The organism is Periweissella fabalis (assembly GCF_012396505.1).
GTDB classification, from domain to species: domain Bacteria; phylum Bacillota; class Bacilli; order Lactobacillales; family Lactobacillaceae; genus Periweissella; species Periweissella fabalis.
Genome location: NZ_JAAXPN010000010.1, coordinates 1 through 21,302 on the forward strand (window position 1 = coordinate 1; position 21,302 = coordinate 21,302).

At 35.7% G+C, this 21,302-nt stretch carries 18 protein-coding genes and 4 tRNA genes; 17 read left to right on the forward strand and 5 right to left on the reverse strand.

Annotation, left to right across the window (positions count from 1 at the left end):
• Positions 1–53: 53 nt before the first annotated feature.
• The 8 genes from HF964_RS08295 to HF964_RS08330 all read left to right on the forward strand — a co-directional run bounded on the left by HF964_RS08295 (position 54) and on the right by HF964_RS08330 (position 5,185).
• Positions 54–126 (forward strand) — tRNA-Asn (locus HF964_RS08295).
• A gap of 52 nt (positions 127–178) precedes the next feature.
• A tRNA-Thr gene (locus HF964_RS08300) sits at positions 179–251 on the forward strand.
• Positions 252–488: 237 nt separating this feature from the next.
• On the forward strand, positions 489–1,946 hold the full coding sequence (locus tag HF964_RS08305; protein WP_168722588.1) for a peptide MFS transporter: 1,458 nt from the start codon (positions 489–491) through the stop codon (positions 1,944–1,946).
• 287 nt (positions 1,947–2,233) lie between these two features.
• Positions 2,234–2,314, forward strand: a tRNA-Tyr gene (locus tag HF964_RS08310).
• A 5-nt stretch (positions 2,315–2,319) separates the two neighbouring features.
• A tRNA-Gln gene (locus HF964_RS08315) sits at positions 2,320–2,391 on the forward strand.
• Positions 2,392–2,514: 123 nt separating this feature from the next.
• On the forward strand, positions 2,515–3,306 hold the full coding sequence (proC, locus tag HF964_RS08320) for a pyrroline-5-carboxylate reductase (protein WP_168722589.1): 792 nt from the start codon (positions 2,515–2,517) through the stop codon (positions 3,304–3,306).
• A 23-nt stretch (positions 3,307–3,329) separates the two neighbouring features.
• A complete protein-coding gene (gene nagA, locus HF964_RS08325) occupies positions 3,330–4,466 on the forward strand; it encodes an N-acetylglucosamine-6-phosphate deacetylase (protein ID WP_168722590.1) in 1,137 nt (378 codons plus the stop codon).
• A gap of 17 nt (positions 4,467–4,483) precedes the next feature.
• Positions 4,484–5,185, forward strand: coding sequence for a GntR family transcriptional regulator (locus HF964_RS08330; protein ID WP_168722591.1), 702 nt, complete (start codon positions 4,484–4,486; stop codon positions 5,183–5,185).
• A gap of 116 nt (positions 5,186–5,301) precedes the next feature.
• Here the strand turns inward: HF964_RS08330 and HF964_RS08335 are convergent, their stop codons facing one another.
• The 3 genes from HF964_RS08335 to HF964_RS08345 all read right to left on the reverse strand — a co-directional run bounded on the left by HF964_RS08335 (position 5,302) and on the right by HF964_RS08345 (position 8,316).
• Complete coding sequence (locus HF964_RS08335; RefSeq protein ID WP_338091106.1) at positions 5,302–5,997, reverse strand: methionine ABC transporter permease; 696 nt, start codon at positions 5,995–5,997, stop codon at positions 5,302–5,304.
• Entirely contained in the window at positions 5,994–7,076 is a 1,083-nt protein-coding gene (locus tag HF964_RS08340) for a methionine ABC transporter ATP-binding protein (protein ID WP_168722593.1), read from the reverse strand. Before HF964_RS08340 ends, HF964_RS08335 begins: the two co-directional genes overlap by 4 nt.
• A gap of 409 nt (positions 7,077–7,485) precedes the next feature.
• Positions 7,486–8,316: a MetQ/NlpA family ABC transporter substrate-binding protein gene (locus HF964_RS08345; RefSeq protein ID WP_168722594.1), complete on the reverse strand. Its 831-nt coding sequence runs from the start codon at positions 8,314–8,316 to the stop codon at positions 7,486–7,488.
• A gap of 560 nt (positions 8,317–8,876) precedes the next feature.
• Between HF964_RS08345 and HF964_RS08350 the strand changes: the two genes are divergently transcribed.
• From HF964_RS08350 to HF964_RS08375, 6 genes are read left to right on the forward strand one after another with little or no spacing between them, the layout of a single operon-like run.
• Positions 8,877–10,328, forward strand: coding sequence for a cytochrome ubiquinol oxidase subunit I (locus HF964_RS08350; RefSeq protein WP_168722595.1), 1,452 nt, complete (start codon positions 8,877–8,879; stop codon positions 10,326–10,328).
• Positions 10,328–11,344: a cytochrome d ubiquinol oxidase subunit II gene (gene cydB, locus HF964_RS08355; RefSeq protein WP_168722596.1), complete on the forward strand. Its 1,017-nt coding sequence runs from the start codon at positions 10,328–10,330 to the stop codon at positions 11,342–11,344. The genes HF964_RS08350 and cydB overlap by 1 nt, the downstream gene beginning before the upstream one ends.
• 36 nt (positions 11,345–11,380) lie before the next feature.
• Positions 11,381–13,123: a thiol reductant ABC exporter subunit CydD gene (gene cydD / locus HF964_RS08360; protein ID WP_168722597.1), complete on the forward strand. Its 1,743-nt coding sequence runs from the start codon at positions 11,381–11,383 to the stop codon at positions 13,121–13,123.
• Positions 13,123–14,880: a thiol reductant ABC exporter subunit CydC gene (cydC, locus tag HF964_RS08365; protein ID WP_168722598.1), complete on the forward strand. Its 1,758-nt coding sequence runs from the start codon at positions 13,123–13,125 to the stop codon at positions 14,878–14,880. The genes cydD and cydC overlap by 1 nt, the downstream gene beginning before the upstream one ends.
• 19 nt (positions 14,881–14,899) lie before the next feature.
• A complete protein-coding gene (locus HF964_RS08370) occupies positions 14,900–15,571 on the forward strand; it encodes a glycoside hydrolase family 73 protein (protein WP_168722599.1) in 672 nt (223 codons plus the stop codon).
• 29 nt (positions 15,572–15,600) lie between these two features.
• The gene (locus HF964_RS08375) at positions 15,601–16,737 is read left to right on the forward strand and encodes an ATP-grasp domain-containing protein (RefSeq protein ID WP_168722600.1); all 1,137 of its coding nucleotides are present in this window, start codon (positions 15,601–15,603) and stop codon (positions 16,735–16,737) included.
• Positions 16,738–16,910: 173 nt separating this feature from the next.
• Here HF964_RS08375 and rpiA read toward each other — a convergent pair whose 3' ends face one another.
• Together rpiA and HF964_RS08385 are read right to left on the reverse strand one after the other, a co-directional pair.
• Positions 16,911–17,597 (reverse strand): ribose-5-phosphate isomerase RpiA, encoded by a 687-nt coding sequence (rpiA, locus tag HF964_RS08380; protein WP_168722601.1) that lies wholly within the window; start codon positions 17,595–17,597, stop codon positions 16,911–16,913.
• Positions 17,598–17,663: 66 nt separating this feature from the next.
• A complete protein-coding gene (locus HF964_RS08385) occupies positions 17,664–17,945 on the reverse strand; it encodes a GNAT family N-acetyltransferase (RefSeq protein WP_168722602.1) in 282 nt (93 codons plus the stop codon).
• Positions 17,946–18,100: 155 nt separating this feature from the next.
• Here HF964_RS08385 and HF964_RS08390 point away from each other — a divergent pair, with 155 nt between their 5' ends.
• The 3 genes from HF964_RS08390 to HF964_RS08400 all read left to right on the forward strand — a co-directional run bounded on the left by HF964_RS08390 (position 18,101) and on the right by HF964_RS08400 (position 21,269).
• The gene (locus HF964_RS08390) at positions 18,101–18,643 is read left to right on the forward strand and encodes a dCTP deaminase/dUTPase family protein (RefSeq protein WP_168722603.1); all 543 of its coding nucleotides are present in this window, start codon (positions 18,101–18,103) and stop codon (positions 18,641–18,643) included.
• Between the two features lie 15 nt (positions 18,644–18,658).
• Positions 18,659–20,068: a DNA repair protein RadA gene (radA, locus tag HF964_RS08395; protein WP_168722604.1), complete on the forward strand. Its 1,410-nt coding sequence runs from the start codon at positions 18,659–18,661 to the stop codon at positions 20,066–20,068.
• Between the two features lie 85 nt (positions 20,069–20,153).
• Complete coding sequence (locus HF964_RS08400; RefSeq protein ID WP_168722605.1) at positions 20,154–21,269, forward strand: PIN/TRAM domain-containing protein; 1,116 nt, start codon at positions 20,154–20,156, stop codon at positions 21,267–21,269.
• Positions 21,270–21,302: the final 33 nt, after the last annotated feature.

Below are 21,302 nucleotides of genomic sequence, written 5' to 3' on the forward strand. Positions count from 1 at the left end.
GTAGTTGGGGGATCGCTCCCTGCGAGGATAGGACGTCGCCATGCTTATATTATTCCGGCATAGCTCAGTTGGTAGAGCACCTGACTGTTAATCAGGTTGTCGACGGTTCGAGCCCGCCTGCCGGAGTTTTACTAAAAGCGATGTATTCCCTTGGAATCATCGCTTTTATTGAACCAATGCCGCTTTAGCTCAGTTGGTAGAGCATCGGTATCGTAAACCGAGGGTCAGGTGTTCGAGTCACCTAAGCGGCATTATAAGGAAATATAAGTTTTATAATAACTTATATTAAATTTCCAATATTATTTGTTAAATAAGTAAAACGGCCAGGAAAATTTTATTTTCCTGGCCGTTTTACTAGACATATAATAAGTGATTATCTTTTTAAGAAATAAATGAGAAAATTATTAAAATAGATTAAAAATTTAGTGCTACAATGTTACACTTATTAAGTATTCCCATTAGATTAAGATAAATGGAGGAAACGTATTTTGCAGATTAAACAACAAAAATCATTTTTAGGACAACCGCGTGGCCTTTCAACTCTGTTTTTTACAGAATTGTGGGAACGTTTTAGCTATTATGGGATGCGTGCTATTTTACTGTATTATATTATTGCTAAGATTAGCGATGGTGGTCTTGGGATGAACCATTCAATTGGATTAGCGATTGTATCGATTTATAGTTCTATGGTCTATCTTTCAAGTATCTTAGGGGGGTTCCTTAGTGATCGTATACTAGGTGCTTGGCGGACCGTGTTTATTGGTGGGATTCTAATTATGTTTGGCCATATTGTGTTAGCACTACCCTTTGGGCAGCCGGCATTATTTGTTTCGATTGCATTAATTGTTATGGGAACAGGTATGCTAAAGCCTAATGTTTCAGAGATGGTGGGCTCATTATATAGTCTAAATGATCCTAGACGTGACGCAGGCTTTTCAATTTTTATATTCGGAATTAATTTTGGTGCTTTTATTGCACCATTGTTAGTTGGTCAAGTAGCTAAAACTTTTAATTATCATATTGGTTTTTTATTAGCAGCGATTGGTATGTTTGTGGGATTGATTGTATTTAGAATTGATAGTCGCAAAAATTTAAGTAAAGCAACCTATTATCCAACGGACCCATTACAACCAGAAGATATTCGACCACTGATATTTAAATCAACGTATGGAATAGTTGCAGTAATATTAGTCATTATTTTAATGTCACTATATGATTCTTTGAATTTAAAATCAATTATTTTATTATTATCGGTATTAGCGGTGATGGTGCCAGTCATTTATTTTATTAAAATGTTGACTAGTCGTAAAACAACGCGAGAAGAGCGATCACGTGTACGAGCTTATATTCCACTATTCTTAGCGGCAATGCTTTTTTGGTCAATTGAAGAGCAAGGAGCAGCGGTTTTGGCTCTTTTTGCGCATGATCAAGTTCAATTACCTGGATGGTTAAACGCGACATGGTTTCAATCGTTAAATCCTATGTTTATTATGTTATATACTCCAATTTTTGCACTACTGTGGATAAAACTTGGAAAACGACAGCCCAAGACTCCTACTAAGTTTGGAATTGGATTACTCTTTGCAGGTGCTTCATTTTTGGTAATGGCATTGCCAGGTTTATTATTTGGTACAAGTAATCTTTTTAGCCCAATCTGGTTAATTATGAGTTGGGCTCTCGTTGAAGTAGCAGAGTTGTTAATTTCACCAGTTGGCTTGTCAGCAACAACTAAATTAGCTCCCCGAGCCTTTCGTTCTCAAATGATGAGCATGTGGTTTCTTTCGGATGCGGCAGCTTCAGCAATCAATGCGCAAATTGTTCAATATTATGCAATTAATACAGAAGTTCAGTACTTTAGTTTGGTTGGAGGTATAACAATTATAGCGGGATTGTTGTTACTAACGCAGATTAAAAAAATTAGTAATGCGATGGTTGGCATCGACTAATTGTAAAATTTAAATAGGGCATGTCACAGAATTATAAATTTAATTTAGTGACATGCTTTTTATATTCCAAGTACTGAGTTAATATATCAAGAAATAATAAATAATAAAAACCAATCAAATAAGTGAAAAAATAGTAAAAAAAGTGTTGTCAAATTATCAATATTACTGTATTATAGTTTAAGTTGATTGATACAAATTTAAATAAGCTTTGAAAGTATTTATTTAAATTAAAATAACTCTTGACACAGTTAATGCTAATAAGGTATACTTATTAAGTTAATTGCTTCGGGGGAGTAGCGAAGTGGCTAAACGCGGCGGACTGTAACTCCGCTCCTTCGGGTTCGGTGGTTCGAATCCACTCTCCCCCATTTATTGGGCTATAGCCAAGCGGTAAGGCAACGGTTTTTGGTACCGTCATGCGCTGGTTCGAATCCAGCTAGCCCAGTAATTTAACTCAAAAAAGCACCTACGATTTAAGTCGTAGGTGCTTTTTTATTTATATAAATTTTGAAAATTGGTATATAAATTGGTATAGTAAGTATAACTAATAAACAAGGAGGCTCAAATTTTGAAAATTGGGTTTATCGGTGGTGGTCAAATGGCTCAAGCTATGATTGATGGTTTGTTGACAAATGATTCCAAACAAATAATTAATATTCATGGTGGTAGTAGTCGCACAAAGAACTATGCGCAAGTACGTGGTTTAAATTATGTAACTAGCAATGAACTGGTAGCTAAGGAAAGTGATGTAATCATTTTAGCTTGCTTACCACAACATTTATCAGTAGTAGCAGATGAAATTAAACAAGCATTGAGTAATAAAACTATTATCTCTGTGCTAGGTGGGGTAAGTCTTGCTAGTTTAGCAGCTCATTTAGGTAATCAGGTGGCTATTAGCCGTGTTTTACCTAATACTCCGGTTAATGTTAACGCGGGTACAATTGCGTATGCACATAATCAATATTTGCTTAATCAAGAAAACGCTCAAGAAACGGTTGAAAAGTTTTTGGCGCAACTGGGTAGTATTTATCAAGTATCTGAAGATCAATTTAGTATTTTTAGTGCATTAGCTGGTTCAAGTCCAGCATTTATTGATTTATTTATTGATGCAATGGCTCAAGCGGGGGTCAAATATGGTTTGCCTAAGGATCAAGCAATTAAAATTGTGACACAAACAATGCTTGGTACAGCATTACAAGTACAAAATAGTAATCAAACACCCCGTGAATTGGCAGCGGCTGTTGCATCTCCTGGTGGCTCAACAATTGCTGGTTTTTTAGCAATGGAAGAATATGGACTACCAACTGCAATTGTTAAAGGGATTGATGCTACTATTGCAAAAGATCAAGCAGTAGATTAAAAATATTTTGGAGGATTGATACAATGAGTAAAGTAATTCGGCATGCAGATATTTATACAGGATCAGAAGTTATTAAAGATGGATTTGTTCGATTTGAATCAACGATTGAAGCAATTGGCTCAATGGATGAATTTAAACTTTTAGCTAATGATGAAGTAACAGATGCCCACGGTTATTTACTTGTACCAGGATTTATTGATGTACATACCCATGGAGCTTATGGTTTTGATACGATGGATGGTAATCCCGATGAGATTATGCAAATGGTAAATTTAATTGCTAAAAATGAAGGGGTAACAACTATTTTCCCAACAACAATGACGCAATCTAATGATGCCATCGCCAAAGCAATGACAGCAGTAAATCAAGTTGCAAAAACAAATAAGTTGATTGGCGGAGTTCATCTTGAAGGGCCATTTGTTAATCCAATTTATAAAGGGGCGCAACCAGAACAATATATGCAAGATCCATCAGTTGAGCTATTGACACATTGGAATGAACTTTCAGGTAATCGCATTCGTTTAGTTACCTATGCTCCAGAACGGCATCAAGCCCGACAATTTGAACAATTTGCACTTAATCATAACATCGTACCTTCAGTCGGACATAGCGATGCTACTCGTGCACAAATGCAAGAAGCACACGCTACTCATGTAACGCATTTATACAATGCCCAACGAGGGCTTGGTCATCGTGAACCTGGTGTGACCGGACATGCAATGTTGGAGAAAAATATGTATGCGGAATTAATCGCAGATGGTTTCCATATTGCACCAGATATGTTGCGATTTGCAGTTAATGTTAAAGGAAGTGATCGTATTGAATTAATCACGGATTCAATGCGCTCAAAGGGAATGCCTGAGGGAATTTCTGAATTGGGGGGACAAAAGGTTATTGTTAAGGATAAGCAAGCACGATTGGAAAACGGGCACTTGGCTGGTTCTGTATTGACATATGACGATGCCTTTCGTAATATTATTGATTACGCACAAGTTGATATTGAACAGGCAGTTCTAATGAGTTCTGTAAACCAAGCTCGTGAATTTGGCTTAACGCAAAAGGGAAGTATTAGTGTTGGTAAAGATGCTGACTTTAATTTATTTGATCGCGGTCTTGGTTTAAAAGCAACATATTCATATGGAGAATTGCTATCTAAGTAATAAACGAGGTATCGATTATGGGATCACCAATATATTTACAAATTCATAACGAATTAAAACGCCAAATCGAATTTGGTAAATACAAAGTTGGCGATAAAATTCCTGCAGAACGAGATTTAGCTGTAGAATTTGGTGTGAGCCGCATGACTTTAAGACAAGCAGTTCAAACATTAGCCGATGAAGGTATTTTAGAACGTCGAGTAGGCGATGGAACTTATGTTGCTAATCAAAAGGTCCAAGAAAAAATGGCTGGTATTACTAGTTTTACTGAGTTGATGAGAGCACAAGGTAAGATACCTAGTAGTAAAGTTATCGCTTATCATAATGCAGTACAACCATCACTGAGCGAAATTGAGCAATTACAATTAAATGCGGGTGAACGTGTTTTACGGATGGAACGTATTCGATACGGAAATGATGAACCAATTTCGTTGGAGACAGCAACGATTCCTAGCAGATTAGTTGAGAATCTTGATCGTAAGGCAATCACTAAAGGATTATATCAGGCTTTAAAAACACAAGGGTTAGAAGTAGGTCATGCACAGCAAACTGTAACAGCCCAATTAGCAACTGAAAAAGTTGCTGAGTACCTGGATATTCGGCGAGGAGATGCTGTTTTACACTTACGCCAAGTATCCTTTTTAAAGGATAGTAAGCCATTTGAATACGTTAGAACTCAATATGTTGGTGCAAGGTTTGAATTTTATTTAGAAAAATAATAAAACATTGCAATACGATAAACACTAGCAAAAATCCCAGGAAATTTTTTCCTGGGATTTTTGTGTATATTCGAATATCCTTATTGTGCATAATCTTTTATCTCAATTAAGGGAAATTATTTATGACTTGAAACTTTAGCTAAAAAATCACCGACAAATTGAATAATAAAAATAAAAATAACAATTAAAAGCGTTGCAACAAATGTAATGTCTGCTTCAAAGCGACTATAACCAACAGAAATAGCAATATTACCTAAACCACCAGAACCAATTGCACCAGCCATAGCAGTTAATCCAACGAGACTAATTAAAGTAACTGTCGAAACACGAATTAAATCTGCCAGTGATTCTCGGAAGTACACTTTAAAAATAATTTCAAAGGTTGTTGCCCCAAATGATTGGGCGGCTTCAATAATACCATCATCAACAGAGACTAATGCGTTTTGTACTTGGCGTGCGTAAAAAGGAAATACACCAAGAGACAATGGAACTAAAGCTGCGTTGACACCAATTGTGGTGTGAACTAAAAAGTTTGTAAAAGGCATAATAAATGCTAATAAGATGATAAATGGGATTGCCCGGAAAACTGATACAATTTTATCAAGAATCCAGTAAATAGGTTTATTAGCTAAAATACCGTCTTCTGCAAATAAAACTAAACCGAATCCAAAGATTAAGCCTAAAAGGCCACCGATAATAGCAGATACGAAAGTCATGTAAAGGGTTTGATAAATAGCGGTCCCCCAACCAAGATCTGATGACCAACCTAATTGAATTACATTTGGGAAAGTTCGATTAATCCATGTCATTATGCAAGTTCTCCTTTCAAGATTTCTACTTTAACATTTTGTTTTTTGATGGAATTAATAGCAGCAGTTAAGTCAGTATCCTTACCACTTAAAATCGCTAATAAAGTTCCAACCGGTGTTTCTTGTAAAATTTCAACATTTCCAAATAAGACATTTGCGGTCACGTTAAAATCTTTGAAAAGCGATGTAATCAAAGGTTGATCTGTAGAGGCACCCGCGTATGATAATTGAACGAAAATATCAGGCGCTTGCAAGTTTTTAATTGCAGTTTGACTTTTAACTTTACGTAAACCATCTTCTAAGTTTGTTGCAGTATCAATAAAATCTCTGGTTAATTGCTTTTGAGGGGCAGTGAATATTTCTAATAAACTACCGCGTTCAATAATTTCACCATCTTCCATAACAGCAATTTTATTAGCGATTTCCTTAACAGCCTGCATTTCGTGTGTGATTAAAACAATAGTTAAGCCCAACTCAATATTTAGTTTCTTTAGTAGTTGTAGAATCGAATTAGTAGTTTTAGGGTCTAATGCAGAGGTTGCTTCATCTGATATTAGAATTTCAGGTTCACTAGCTAATGCTCGAGCAATGGCAACCCGTTGTTTTTGACCACCAGACAACTGACTTGGATAGGCATTGGCACGATTGGCCAAACCGACAAGTTCAAGAAGCTCATTTACCTTATCTTTGCGCTGTGACTTACTTAATTTTAAATGGCTAATTGGGAATAAAACATTTTCGGCTACAGTACGTTCATTCATTAAATTAAAATGCTGAAAAATCATACCAATTTTTTTTCTTTGCTGTCTGAGTTCTTTGCTAGCAATATAATTTTCTTTGTTATCGGTAGTTTTAGCTAAGTATGTCCCATTAATGACAACATTACCATGTGTGGGCTTTTGTAGTAGATTAATTGTTCTAACTAAGGTTGACTTACCAGCACCTGAGTAGCCAACGATTCCATAAATATCACCGGGTAAAATGTCAAGTGAGACATTTTTTACAGCTTTAACGCTTTGTTTTTTTTGTTCAAATGTAACATCAATATTTTCTAAACGAATAATTGGTTGTATTTCAGTCATCCCGAGTACCTCTTTTTTTAGTATATGTGCTCATATTATTTTAAAATAGTGTGCTTATCGCTATTCCATTGCTTTAAAAATTAATAATGTTGAAAAGTATTTAAGTCAATTGTTTGTAATATATTATTTTGACTATTAAAAAATTCGTCTCCATGTTCTAACATAGAAACGAACTTTGGCGTGAATCATGCTACTTTAAGCTACTGTTAGCACTACTTCCCCAATTAATAGGATTTTGTGTGTGCATATGTGCGCTAGTAATGAGTGCAACCCCATCATCGGCTGACCGATACCAAATCACAGATTATCTGCTTAAATGTTTTGCTATGTCTTTTCATCAAAGGACATTATTATAAACAAAAGACTTAGTATTTAATCTGATCAACTTGTTTGATTAATTCAATTGTATCTACTTTAAATTGATGTCCCAGGCTGGAATTTCAGTATCACCATATACTTTTTTTAGTAAATCTTTAGTAGTTTGCGTTTGATAGAGATTAACAACTTTTTTGTAAGTAGGATTGTTTAAATCTTTTGAATTAGCAGCAATGATATTAATCCATTCTTGTGAAGCTTTGTTGACTGGCTCGATATAAATTGCTGAAGATTCTTTTAATTTTGCATCTTGAGCTGTTGAATCATTAACAACGGCAGCGGCTACAGAACTTAATTGGCGTGCAGTTTGAGCAGCATCAACAGGAACAATTTTTAATCCCAATTTGTTTTCTTTAATATCGTTTGGGGTAGGCAATGCAGCTTTCTTTAATTTAATTAGGCCCGCTGTTTGGAGCAAAGTTAACGCACGGCCTTCGTTAGTTGGGTCGTTTGGAATGACGATTTGAGCACCTTTTTTAATATCACTGAGTTTAGAAACACCTTTACCAGGATAAAGACGAATTGGTGCTAAAACAGTTTTACCAATTGATTTGATTGAACCATTATTAGCTTTATTCCATTGATCAAGGAAATAAAAGTGTTGGAAAGCATTTAAATCAATTTGTCCTGATTTCAAAGCTGCATTCGGTTGATCATAATCTGTGAAGTGGACTAATTTGATATCGATTTTTTCCTTCTTAGCTCGGCTAGCGATATTATCCCAAATACGGTCATCTGTTCCAACTACTCCAACCTTTACAATGGTATTACCATCCGCAGATTTTGATTTGTTTGAGTTACCACATGCAGCCAGGGTAAATGCTGCTAAGACAGCAGTTACGGTAATTAATAATTTCTTTTTCATAATAAATTCTCCCTAAAAATAAAATTTCATTCATGTCAATATGTTACAAATTAATCCTGAAAATAAAAAAGCTCGCTCCTATGTTAAAAAACATAGAAACGAGCTTCGTCGTGAACCATTCTACTTCGATATTGTGTTGCCAAAATATCCTCATTAACGGACAAATAGTATCCGTGTGCGTTGGTAATGGTCGCCACCCCATCATAAATTCATAACTACATTACTCATTTATGCCAATCACAGGCCATTTTCAAAAGAATGTTAATGACGTCTTCTCAACAACCGACGCTTTCTGTATAATAACAGTCCAATTTACTTTCCTGATCAATTTGTTTGCATATCAAACTATGAGGATAATATTAAAGCGTGATTAAAAAAATGTCAATATCTTTTTTTAATTTAATTTAAAAGGGCTTACAAGTGATTTATAGCACAAAGTTTTAAGTTTCACAAAATTTTACGCAAAAAATTTGAAAGTACTGCCTAACTATGTGTAAAATAGGCTAAGTAATATTTATGTTTAGATTTTTTAATCGCAATTTTTTGGAGGAAATAACATAATGATTGATTTAGCACTATCTGTTGTTTCTTTAGCACGTTTCCAATTTGCAATGACCACAATTTTTCACTTTTTCTTTGTGCCATTTTCAATTGGGATGGGTTTAATTGTTTCTATTATGGAGACCCTGTATGTGATAAAGAAAGACGAAGTCTACAAGCATATGACAAAATTCTGGAGTAAGATTTTCTTACTTAGTTTTGCCGTAGGGGTTGTTACAGGGATCATTCAAGAATTCCAATTCGGAATGAACTGGTCAGCATATTCACGATTTGTAGGTGATATCTTTGGGGCACCACTTGCTGTTGAAGCACTTGTTGCCTTTTTCCTAGAATCAACTTTCCTTGGTTTCTGGATGTTTAGTTGGGATAAGGTTAAACCTGCTTTACACGTAACCTTTGTCTGGTTGGTAACAATTGGTTCAAGTTTATCTGCACTTTGGATTTTAATTGCTAATTCATTTATGCAAAATCCAACTGGTTTTATCCTTAACAAAGAAACTGGTCGGGCACAATTAGTAAACTTTGCTGATTTACTTAAAAACCACCAAGTTTGGTTGGAATTTCCACACGTTTTAATTGGAGCATTTTTAACAGCTGGATTTGTGGTTGCTGGGATGTCAGCAATGGCTTTATTACGTAAAACACAACATACGGATTTCTTCCGTAAATCAATGAAAGTTGGTTTGATTGTCGGTTTAGTTACAACATTTGGAATGTTATTTACTGGTGATCGCCACTCATTATTTTTACAAGACGATCAACCAATGAAATTTGCCGCAACTGAAGGATTATACGAAAATGTCGGTGGTAAAAATAAATCAGAACCATGGGCTGTAATTGGTTGGTATAATGAAAAAGAACACAAGCCTGATTTTGAAATTAATGTACCTTATGTACTATCAATTCTAGCTCACCATTCACTTACTGGTGAAAATAAGGGTGCTAACACTATTAATAAGGAATTGCATGAAAAATATGACAAGAAGTTTGGTAAAGATATGAACTACTACGTTCCTTTCAATGCCATCTTCTATGCTTTCCGTGTAATGGCAGTTTCTGCGGGAGCCTTTCTAATGGTTGCGGTTGTTGGACTATGGTTTAACCGCAAAAAACATTCTGATAAGTTCCTTATGAATCAAAAGTGGTGGTTGTGTATTATGTCAATTGTGACTTTCTTACCATTTGCTGCTAATACAGGTGGTTGGTTAGTTACTGAATTAGGTCGTTACCCTTGGGTAGTTTACGGCTACTTGACAATTGCTGATGCCGTATCACCTAATGTTTCTGCTGCATCGATGTTATTTTCTAACATTGTTTACTTCTTAACATTCTGCACACTTGGTGGAGTTATGGTTTATTACGCAGCACGTGTGCTTCGTGAAGGGCCAGATGATGTTATGAAAGCAAAAACAGTCGTAAAAGACCCATTTGCAGAGGAGGCTTTTAACTAATGTCAACATTACAAATTTTATGGTTTGTCCTAATTGGCATCTTATTTGCCGGATTCTTCTTCCTTGAAGGCTTTGACTTCGGTGTTGGTATGGCTGTTAAGACACTCGCCAAAGATGCACATGAACGTGACGCTTTAATTGGATCAATTGGACCTAACTGGGATGCCAATGAAGTCTGGTTAATTACTGCCGGTGGTGCAATGTTTGCAGCAATGCCCATCTGGTATGCCAGTCTCTTTTCAGGTTTTTATATTCCATTATTTTTAATATTAATAGCTTTGATTTTCCGTGGAGTTTCATTTGAATTCCGTGCTATGGCTAAATTCAATAAAGCTAAAAATATTTGGGAATGGGCAACTGCCATTGGTTCATTCTTTGCTCCATTCTTGTTTGGAATGATTTTTACAGCCCTTGTAAAGGGAATGCCAGTCGATGCTAACTTTAACATTCGCGGTCACTTTTTTGATTTTGTTAATTTATTTACCATCGTTGGTGGGGTTGCTTTAGTGTTGATGAGTTACATCCATGGTTTGAACTTTATTCGTTTGAAGACCCATGGTGATATTCGTTACCGTGCAGCTAAGGTTGCTAAGGTACTTTACCCAGTTCTTTTAGCTGGTGAAGTTGTCTTTGCAATTTTACTTTTTATCTATACTGATTTTTTCCAAAACAAACCAATGCTTACAATTATTTTATTGGCAGTAATTGTTTTGGCAACTGTGGTATCATATGTTGCAACATTAAAGGATAAAGAAATTTTGAGTTTCATTGCTACAGGAATCAATTTAGTTGGCCTTGTTACTTTACTTTTTGTTGGTTTATTCCCACGTGTAATTGTTGGCAATAACTCAGCACACTCATTACTAATTAAAGATGCTTCAAGTTCACCATACACATTAACAATTATGACTTGGATTGTGGTTTCAATTTTACCAATTGTGTTGGCGTACCAAATTTGGAGTTACTATGTCTTCCGGAAACGGATAACTGTAGGTCAAGCAGGTAGCGCACATTAGGCTCCTCTGATCGGATTTAAAGGGAGATTTATTTACATGATTGATCGGCGCTTATTCACAATGCCGGGAATTCGTAAAACACTTGGAATGCTTGCAGTGCTAATAACACTGCAAGCATTTAGTGTATTATTCCAAGGAAAATACTTAAGTATGAGTATTGTAACGTTGTGGCAGCAAAAGCCATTCGTTGCTGTCTTACAAACTTTTGGGTTCTTTTTGGTAGCATTCGTCTGCCGGCATTTATTAACTGTCTTAAAAAACTATGTAGTTGGCCACTGGGTTGAAAAGACTGTGACAACCCTTCGACATGATGTCTTGAAGCAAGTTGGTGCTTTAGGGCCTAAAATTATCCAAGAAAAGGGAACTGGAAATACGGTTACCTTAGCATTGGAAGGAATCGATAAAGCACAAACATATTTGATGCTGGTATTAATTAAAATGTTTGATATGATGATCATTCCATGGATTTTATTAGCTTATTTATTTACTGTTTCATGGCCGGAAGCAACCTTTATGCTTGCTATCTATCCAGTAGTAATTATCTTTATGATTATTTTAGGTTATGCAGCCCAGGCTAAAGCCGATAAGGAATACGCTAACTTTATACGACTAAGTAATCATTTCGTGGACGCATTACGTGGATTACCAACATTAAAACAACTAGGCTTGAGCCGACGCTATGCTACTAATATTCATCGTGTTTCAGAAGACTATCGTAAATCAGTCTTATCAACACTTAAGATTGCGATTTTATCAACATTTACTTTAGACTTCTTTACAACACTATCAATTGCGATTGTTGCAGTTTTTTTGGGCTTTAGTTTAATTGATGGAACGAAAGCTTTATTGCCAGCTTTGACGATGTTAGTATTGGCACCGGAATATTTCTTGCCATTACGCAATTTTGCTAATGATTATCATGATACATTGGATGGTAAAAATGCTTTAGGTGATGTACTTGATTTATTGTCAAGACCAACCTTAATTGATAACCAACAGCTCAAATTAGAGCAATGGAATACTGAAAGTCATCTAACGCTTGATAATGTTACTATCGCTTATAATGATAACGATGAACCAACTTTAACGATTGAACATTTAGCCTTACAGGGATATCAAAAAGTGGGAATAATTGGTCGATCAGGCTCTGGTAAATCAACCTTACTTAATTTATTAGGTGGTTTTTTGGCACCAACTAATAATGAAAAACAAAAAATTATGTTGAATAAACAACCTGTTGAGCATTTACAGCTACAAGCTTGGCAAAAACAATTCCAATATATTCCGCAAACACCATATATATTTCATGCAACTTTAGCTGAAAACGTTGCTTTTTATGCCCCAGATGCTAGTGAAGAAGCTATAATTTTAGCCCTTGAAGCAGCCGGTTTAGCAACATTTTGGCAAAATCTTCCCAATGGTTTGGCGACTTTAATTGGTGAAGGTGGGCAAGCGGTTTCTGGTGGGCAGGCCCAACGGATTGCACTTGCACGTGCTTTTCTAACTCCAGAACGTCGTGTATTATTATTTGATGAACCAACGGCACACTTAGATATCGAAACTGAAATGAATATTAAGAAAGCGATTATCCCTTTATTTGAAAATCACTTAGTATTATTTGCTACACACCGTTTGCATTGGGTTAAGCAAATGGATTATGTATTAGTAATTGAAGATGGTAAAATCGTAGAACAAGGTACACCAGATGAATTAGCAAGTCGTGGTGGGGCATTTGTACGCTTGGTAGCAGATGTCAATCAATTAGGAGGTGTTAAATAATGCAAACAATTATTAAAATGTTTAATACCGATAAATGGGTTTTACCTTACCTACGACGCTACAAAAAATTATTAGCACTGGTAATTTTTTTAGGGTTTATGACAGTTTTTTGTGGGACAGCCTTAATGTTTGTTTCAGGTTATTTAATCTCACGCTCGGCTCAACATCCAAGCAATATCTTGCTGGTTTACGTACCAATTGTTTTGACGCGTGCGTTTGGAATTGGCCGGCCCGTATTTCGTTATGTCGAACGTTTAACCTCACATAATTGGGTTTTACGCTTAGTATCTGATTTACGTAAGAAATTGTATTTACAAGTTGAACAACGGGCTACTACAATTCGCCAAGAAAAACAAACAGGTGATGTCTTAGCATTGTTGGCAGATGATATTCAACATATTGAAAATCTTTATTTAAAGACGATATTCCCAGTCGTAATTGGTTGGTTGTTATATCTAAGTTTCACAATTTTTGTAGGTTACTTTAACTGGGCCTTTGGTTTATTAATGGTATTATTATTTGGAGTTATTACAATTTTATTGCCATTAATTTCAGTAGCTTTAAACGGAGCACGTAGCTTTAAAAATCGACAATTACAACATGAAGTTTATGTTAGTTTAACTGACGGTGTACTGGGATTGACTGATTGGGTAATAGCTGGGCGCCAAGCAGAATTTGTGGAAAAACAAACCGTATTAATGCAGCAACAAGTCAAAATTCAACGTCAAGATATGCAATTCACTTGGTGGCGCGACTTTATTTTGAATTTAATTGTGGCAGGTATTACATTTGTAATGTTGTATTTTGGAAAAGTTCAGTTTGGTGATTCTTTTTTTAATGTCAATTACATTGCTGCCTTTACACTAGCTATTTTCCCGATGATTGATGCTTTTCAGGGGATTTCAGCCGGATTAACGGAAATACCTACGCATCAGGCTTCTTTAGAACGTATGAATAGCTACGATGATTTAACAGTTACAGCACCGCAAACGGCGACAGTGGATCAAGCAAAAGTATTGGATTTTAAGGAAATTATTTTTGAAGATGTTACCTTCCATTATCCTAATCAAGAGCAATCAGTTTTAAGCCACATTAATCTAAAAATAGATCGAAAAGGGACCTATGCTCTTTTAGGACCTTCTGGAGCGGGAAAATCAACTATGTTACAGTTATTATTAGGTGATTTACAACCGACTTCGGGGCATTTTAAAATTGACGGTTATGATTTAGAAACGTTGCAAGAATATCGCCATGATTTATTCGGCGTATTAGATCAACAACCATACCTATTTAATACCTCAATTATGAATAATGTACGTTTAGGAAATTTAACGGCAACTGATGATGATGTAAAAGCAGCTATTGCGGCTGTTGGTTTACGTGAATTAGTTGAAAAATTACCTGATGGTTATAATACTGTGATGACAGAAGGTGGCCAACGTTTTTCAGGTGGAGAACGGCAACGCTTTGCATTAGCTCGTATCTTGTTACAAGATGCACCGATTATTATTTTGGATGAGCCAACAGTAAGTTTAGATCCAATTACTGAGAATGAAGTTTTAACAACTATTTTCAAACTTTTAGCTGATAAAACAATTATTTGGGTAACACACCACTTAACAGGTATTAATTTCGCTAATCAAGTATATTTCCTAGATAATGGTAATTTTACAATGAGTGGATCACCACAAGCTTTATATGCTCATAATCAGCATTTTAAGCAACTTTTAGATTTGGATACGGGGATGATTAATTAGAAATATATAAAGGAGAGTCATGGCAGTTAAAAAGCGACGCAATCGTAAGCGTAAAATGAATAGTAAATTTAGTATTCAAGATTTTTTTGTCAAAAATGGACAACTTAAGCGTCGTAATACCGTGCTCTTTATCATTGGTGTATTATTACTATGTGTAATGGCGCTCCATTGGCAAAATCAACGTCAAGAAGCTACAAATACCGTTACGGCACCATCGAGTATCTATCAACAGCGAGTTAAGTGGCTAAATTCATTAGCACCATATGCACAACAGCTACAACGTCAATATGGTGTTTTGGCTAGTATTACATTAGCACAAGCCGCACATGAATCTAATTGGAATAATAGTCAACTTTCACAAAAATACTACAATTTCTATGGTATTAAGGCTGCACCTGGGCAAAAATCTATTTTGCTACCAACAAGTGAATTTGTAAAAGGACAGTGGGTGACAGTTAGGGCACCGTTTAAAGTATATGATAATGTACAGGGCTCAATGCTAGATCATGCACAGTTACTAGTTCGAGGTACTAGTGAAAATCATCAACGATACAATCAAGTTATTCATGCAACAAACTATGTTGCAGCAGCTAATGCATTGTATCAGGCAGGTTATGCTACCGATCCGGAGTATGCCCAAAAGTTAATCAAAATTATTGAAATGTATCATTTGAATCGATTTGACCGATAAAAGCTAGTCGGATTTAGGAGGCACTATTAATGGCAACACAATTTTATCCAGGCCAAACATTAGGAATTATTGGAGAAGGCATCAATGGGCCTATATTGGCGCAAACAGCGCGGAGAATGGGTTTTCGGGTTGCTGCCTATAGTTCTGATGTGGAAGCAGAGGTCTTACATGTCGCTGATCTACGCTTTGTTGGTGCAAATGATAATTGGGAAGAATTACGATCGTTTGCTGAAAGTTGTGACTTTGTAACGTATGAAAGTCAGAATATAAGCACGCAAACATTGGAATATATAAAGCAATATGCTGACTTACCACAAGGTATTAATACATTAGAAATTTCAATGGATCGCCTAATGGAACGGACTTTGTTTGAAGATTTAAATATTAATTGTTTACCATATATGACTGTTGTTGATTTAACGGATGTTGTCAATGCTGCGGCATCATTGGGATATCCTGTAGTTTTAAAATCAATTCCTAAAGTAACGGGTATCGAAAAAGAAGTGATTGTTGAAAATGAAGCATCAATTGGTAAAGTTGCTGAAATGATTGATACTGGAACATTCATTATTGAGTCATGGTTAAGCAATGTTCGTGAATATTCAGTGGTGGCTGCGCGAGCATTGGATGGTAAAATCAGTACGTATCCGATTATTGAAAATTTTTATACAGGTGGTAAGTTAATAAAGACCGTTACACCGGTTAAGTTACCTGATGAGATTGAATTTGAAATGTATCGAATTACAGAGCGCATTGGTGAAAATATTAATTATCGTGGTTTATTCCAACTTGATTTTTATGTCACTGCAACGGGAAATTTAATTGTCAAACGACTAGTAGCGACACTAAGTCAAGCAAGTGCAATTTTTGATCAGGTGACAAATGTATCAGTATACGAGCAACACATCCGAGCCATTGCTGGACTGCCTTTATCTGTGGTTACAGCAGCTTGGCCAGCAGTGTTAGTACCGTTTTCTGATATTGATGATACTAAGCTACGGACGCAGTGGCTGATTAAAGATAATTGGCATTTTTCTTTTTACCATAATGCAGGACAATTATTACATGATGTTTCTGGACACTTTGTTGCTACAGGGACGGATGTGCAGTCATTATTAGATCAAATAGATGCTACTAAGTTTATTTCAAATGACGATACAGCGTGAATTAAATAGTTAAATGTTTAAATAACGCTAAATGAGATGTGGTAAAAAAACCTCAGATAATGACTAAAGCATAGAAAAAAAGACTGAATTTATTTTTATAAATTCAGTCTTTTTTCGTATTTTATGAAACTATCTGTTTTTTGGAGCACATTACTAGTAGCAAAGAGTTACAGTTATCGAATATTATCAATAACTTGTGGACCTTCTGGTCGACCGATGATCAAAGTATTTACATGATCAAGGAATAAACCGTGTTCAACAACCCCAACCATATTGATTAACTCAGTACCTAACTGTTTGGGATCAGGAATCGAATCAACTTGTAAATCAATAATATAGTTGTGGAAATGCGTTAACTTAGGATTACCATTTTCATCACGTCGAATTTTTGGCTTGTATCCAGCTGCAATTAATTTATCCACCACGTGCTTACTACCAAAAGGAATAACCTCGATAGGCAGTGGGAAAGCACCTAATGTCTTGACCATTTTAGAATTATCAACAATCCAGATGTTACGTTTTGAATTTGAAGAAACAATTTTTTCCCAGAGATGAGCGGCACCGCCACCTTTAATTCCTTGGAAGTTTTCATCAACTTCATCAGCACCATCAACTGTTAAGTCAATGTAGTCGACATCATCAATATTTTTAATTTTGATACCGAGAGCTGTCGCTTGATTTCTTGTTCGATCAGAAGTAGGGACCCCGACAATATTAAGGCCTTCATTCTTGACGCGTTCACCAAGAGCCGCCACGAAAAACTCGGCAGTAGAACCAGTCCCAAGCCCAACAATCATACCATCTTCAACATATTGGGCGGCACGTTCTCCAACTTGTTTTTTTAATTCAATTTGATTCATAACTTCAAGAGCTCTCCTTGTGTAAACTGTGCATTAAATAATTATACCTAAAAAAAAGTTTAAAAGCTATTCAGTATATTGCAAGCTTTGATAAGCTGGTGTCACTGCAAAAACCTTTTTTGCAAAACTACATTCAGGCTTAATTTTTAAATTATTGTGTTGAGCAAATGTAATTACTTCGTTTAGTAATTGGTTGGCAATTCCTTGACCACGTAAACTAGGATCAACAAAAGTATGGGTGATTACGATGACGTTGTGGTTAGGAATTTTAGGAAATTTAATTTCGGCTAATAACTGACCATCGGGGGCAACTTGATAAAGACGTTCTGGTTCACGTATAAATTCCATAAGTAGGCTCCTTTTTTATTTAGTTAATTACTATCTAGTTTTATTTTCATGTTATTAGCAGGAATAGTCAAATTTAAAATTGCTTCTGGTCTAAAAAATTAGTAAGTTATTGGTATAATAGAATATAACAAATTTAAGAAAAGAGATATTGATTAATGAAACGCGGATTTGAAATTATAAGTAAATATGCTAAGGCAGGCTTACAATTACCTCAACGAGCAACAAATCAAGCAGCAGGATATGATTTTCAAGCAGCAGAAGATATTGTTATCCCGTCAATTTGGAAATGGTCTTTTTTAAAGGCTTTATGGCAGATTAAACATGAAGAAAAGGTAAGTGAAGCGGATTTGGCAGCTGCACAAGCTGTGTTAAAACCATTTTTAATTCCAACTGGTGTTAAAGCATTTATGCAGCCAGAGGAATTTTTGATGATTGCAAATCGGTCAAGTAATCCATTGAAGCGTAGTTTATTAGTACCTAATGGAGTAGGAATAATTGACGCTGATTACTACAATAATGAACAAAATGAAGGTGCTATTTTTGTACAAATTCTGAATTTTGGTTTATTTGATTGCCATATTCAAAAGGGTGAACGAATTGCACAAGGAATTTTCATGCCATTTTTATTAGCTGATCATGATGCTTCAACAATTAAGACGACACGTAATGGTGGGTTTGGTTCATCTGGTATTAAATAAAAAGGAGGTATATAAATGGCCAAAATAAAAACGCAATTTTTATGTTCTAATTGTGGCTATATTTCGCCTAAATATTTGGGGAGGTGTCCCAATTGTGGCGAGTGGGGGACATTAGTGGAAGAACGTATTCAACCTGATACACCGGATCGAAAAAGTCGGGTTAGTTTAGATGGCGAAGTCGCTAAAGTGGCCAAAATTGGGGATGTTTCTACTGAAGATACTCCGCGAGTAAAGGTACAATTATCCGAGTTAAATCGAGTTTTAGGTGGCGGGGTTGTTCCAGGCTCAATGGTTTTAATTGGTGGTGATCCAGGAATTGGTAAATCAACACTACTATTGCAAATGTCAGGCCAATTAGCCCAAACTGGCGGGCTTGTGTTGTATGTATCAGGTGAAGAGAGTGCCGTGCAAATTAAAATGCGTGCGGAACGATTAGGGGTGGGGGCCAATGATTTCTATCTCTATCCAGAAACTGATATGAGTTTAATTCGCAAACAAGTTGATGAATTAAAACCTAACTTCTTGATTATTGATTCAATTCAAACTATGCAAGAACCTGATGTCCAATCAGCAGTAGGTTCAGTATCTCAAGTTCGTGAGGTAACTGCTGAATTACTCCAAATTGCCAAAACTAATGGTATTACGGTATTTATTGTGGGGCACGTAACTAAAGAAGGATCGATTGCTGGGCCCAAAATGTTAGAACATATGGTTGATACAGTCTTATATTTTGAAGGTGATTTGCACCACGCTTATCGAATTTTACGGGCTGTTAAGAATCGTTTTGGTTCAACTAATGAACTTGGTATTTTTGAAATGCAAACGCATGGACTAACAGAAGTTTCTAATCCGTCACAAATTTTTTTGGAAGAAAGAATTGATGGTGCAACTGGATCAGCGATTGTAGTCTCAATGGAAGGAACACGGCCGATTTTAGTTGAAATGCAAGCTTTAATTACACCATCCGTATTTGGGAATGCCCAACGTACAGCAACGGGGTTAGATCGGAATCGAGTAGCTTTAATTATGGCAGTTCTTGAAAAACGTGCAAACATGTTACTCCAAAACCAGGACGCATTTTTAAAGGCCGCCGGCGGAGTTAAACTAGATGAACCGGCAATTGATTTGGCTGTGGCTGTTGCCGTTGCATCATCATATAAGGATAAGGAAACCCAGTTAGGTGATGCTTTTATTGGTGAAATTGGATTAACTGGTGAAATTCGACGTGTTAATCGGATTGAAGAACGTGTTGCCGAAGCTGAGAAATTAGGATTTAATCGAGTTTTTATTCCCAAAAACAATCTACAAGGCTGGACACCTACTGGTGAAATTGAAGTTGTAGGGGTAGCGACGATTAGTGAAGCATTGCAAAAAGCCTTCAATGATCAACAGAGTAAATACCGAATAAATATGAAAAATGACTAAATTTAAAAATTTTTGGTTAACATGATTGCTGAATTTAAAATTAATAGTAAGATAGATTATATAGTAAGTAGGAAAGGATATTTATATGCGAAAGAAAATCATTCAAGCAGCATTAGCCTTGGTGGGAGGGGCAATTGGTCTGCTAGTGTTACCAAGTTTTTGGCATCTAATCCACGTGAACTATCAATGGATTGATAATAATATCACAGACTTTATAATCGGCGCGTTATTGCTATTATTTGTTTCATTCTATTTAGTTGATTATATTGATCATAAGCTTGGCGATATTGAAAATTATTTATCAAAGAAAAACCCACTATCATTATTAATTGGTAGTATTACGACAATTTTAGGGTTATTAATTGCAGTTTTAATTTCAAGTTTATTTGTTAATTCACGTATTTTTTTGATTAATACAGTTATTCCGATTCTTTTGATGTTGTTATTTGGATATTTAGGTTTTCGATTAGGGACGACGCGAACGGATGAATGGAAAAATTTAATTCCTGGCTTTAACCGGGTTCGTGGGAAAATTGAACCTTTACAAGAAGGTGAAGTGATAGGCGACAAACAGTTAGAGCCTAATTACCATCATTATAAAATTTTAGATACTAATATTTTAATTGATGGTCGAATTTATGATTTAGTAAAGTCAGGCTTTATTGAGGGAACGTTGCTAGTACCTAATTTTGTCTTGTACGAGATTCAATATATTGCTGATTCAGCTGACTCAGTTAAGCGGGTTCGCGGGCGTCGTGGTTTAGATATTCTTAATAAGTTACGTGAAGAACAAATTATCCCAATTGAAATGTATGAAGGTGATTATGAAGATATTAAGGAAGTCGATGAGAAATTAGTGCAGTTAGCAAAAGATCTTGATGCAGTTCTAGTTACGAATGATTTTAATCTTAATAAAGTAACATCATTTCAAAATATTACCATTTTTAACATTAATGAATTAGTTGGTGCTTTACGACCTCGGGTATTACCTGGTGAAACGATGCATGTTATGGTGGTTAAAAAAGGGACAGAGCGACAACAAGGGGTTGCTTATCTTGATGACGGTACAATGGTAGTTGTTGAAGATGGACAATACTTCATGAATAAAAAGCTTGATGTTACTGTCACATCAGCTCTACAAACTGATGCTGGGCGCATGATTTTTGCAAAGCCCACTCACGCAACTAAACCAATCGAATAAAGTAAAAATTTATTATAAAATTCGTAAGAAAAA

Excerpts from the sequence above, each read along its gene's own strand:
- HF964_RS08330 (WP_168722591.1), top strand. The coding sequence starts at position 4,484 with ATGGGATCACCAATATATTTACAAATTCATAACGAATTAAAACGCCAA.
- cydD (WP_168722597.1), top strand. The coding sequence starts at position 11,381 with ATGATTGATCGGCGCTTATTCACAATGCCGGGAATTCGTAAAACACTT.
- HF964_RS08370 (WP_168722599.1), top strand. The coding sequence starts at position 14,900 with ATGGCAGTTAAAAAGCGACGCAATCGTAAGCGTAAAATGAATAGTAAA.
- HF964_RS08390 (WP_168722603.1), top strand. The coding sequence starts at position 18,101 with ATGAAACGCGGATTTGAAATTATAAGTAAATATGCTAAGGCAGGCTTA.
- nagA (WP_168722590.1), top strand. The coding sequence starts at position 3,330 with ATGAGTAAAGTAATTCGGCATGCAGATATTTATACAGGATCAGAAGTT.
- HF964_RS08350 (WP_168722595.1), top strand. The coding sequence starts at position 8,877 with ATGATTGATTTAGCACTATCTGTTGTTTCTTTAGCACGTTTCCAATTT.
- HF964_RS08400 (WP_168722605.1), top strand. The coding sequence starts at position 20,154 with ATGCGAAAGAAAATCATTCAAGCAGCATTAGCCTTGGTGGGAGGGGCA.
- HF964_RS08385 (WP_168722602.1), bottom strand. The coding sequence starts at position 17,945 with ATGGAATTTATACGTGAACCAGAACGTCTTTATCAAGTTGCCCCCGAT.
- HF964_RS08340 (WP_168722593.1), bottom strand. The coding sequence starts at position 7,076 with ATGACTGAAATACAACCAATTATTCGTTTAGAAAATATTGATGTTACA.
- cydB (WP_168722596.1), top strand. The coding sequence starts at position 10,328 with ATGTCAACATTACAAATTTTATGGTTTGTCCTAATTGGCATCTTATTT.
- radA (WP_168722604.1), top strand. The coding sequence starts at position 18,659 with ATGGCCAAAATAAAAACGCAATTTTTATGTTCTAATTGTGGCTATATT.
- cydC (WP_168722598.1), top strand. The coding sequence starts at position 13,123 with ATGCAAACAATTATTAAAATGTTTAATACCGATAAATGGGTTTTACCT.
- HF964_RS08375 (WP_168722600.1), top strand. The coding sequence starts at position 15,601 with ATGGCAACACAATTTTATCCAGGCCAAACATTAGGAATTATTGGAGAA.
- rpiA (WP_168722601.1), bottom strand. The coding sequence starts at position 17,597 with ATGAATCAAATTGAATTAAAAAAACAAGTTGGAGAACGTGCCGCCCAA.
- HF964_RS08345 (WP_168722594.1), bottom strand. The coding sequence starts at position 8,316 with ATGAAAAAGAAATTATTAATTACCGTAACTGCTGTCTTAGCAGCATTT.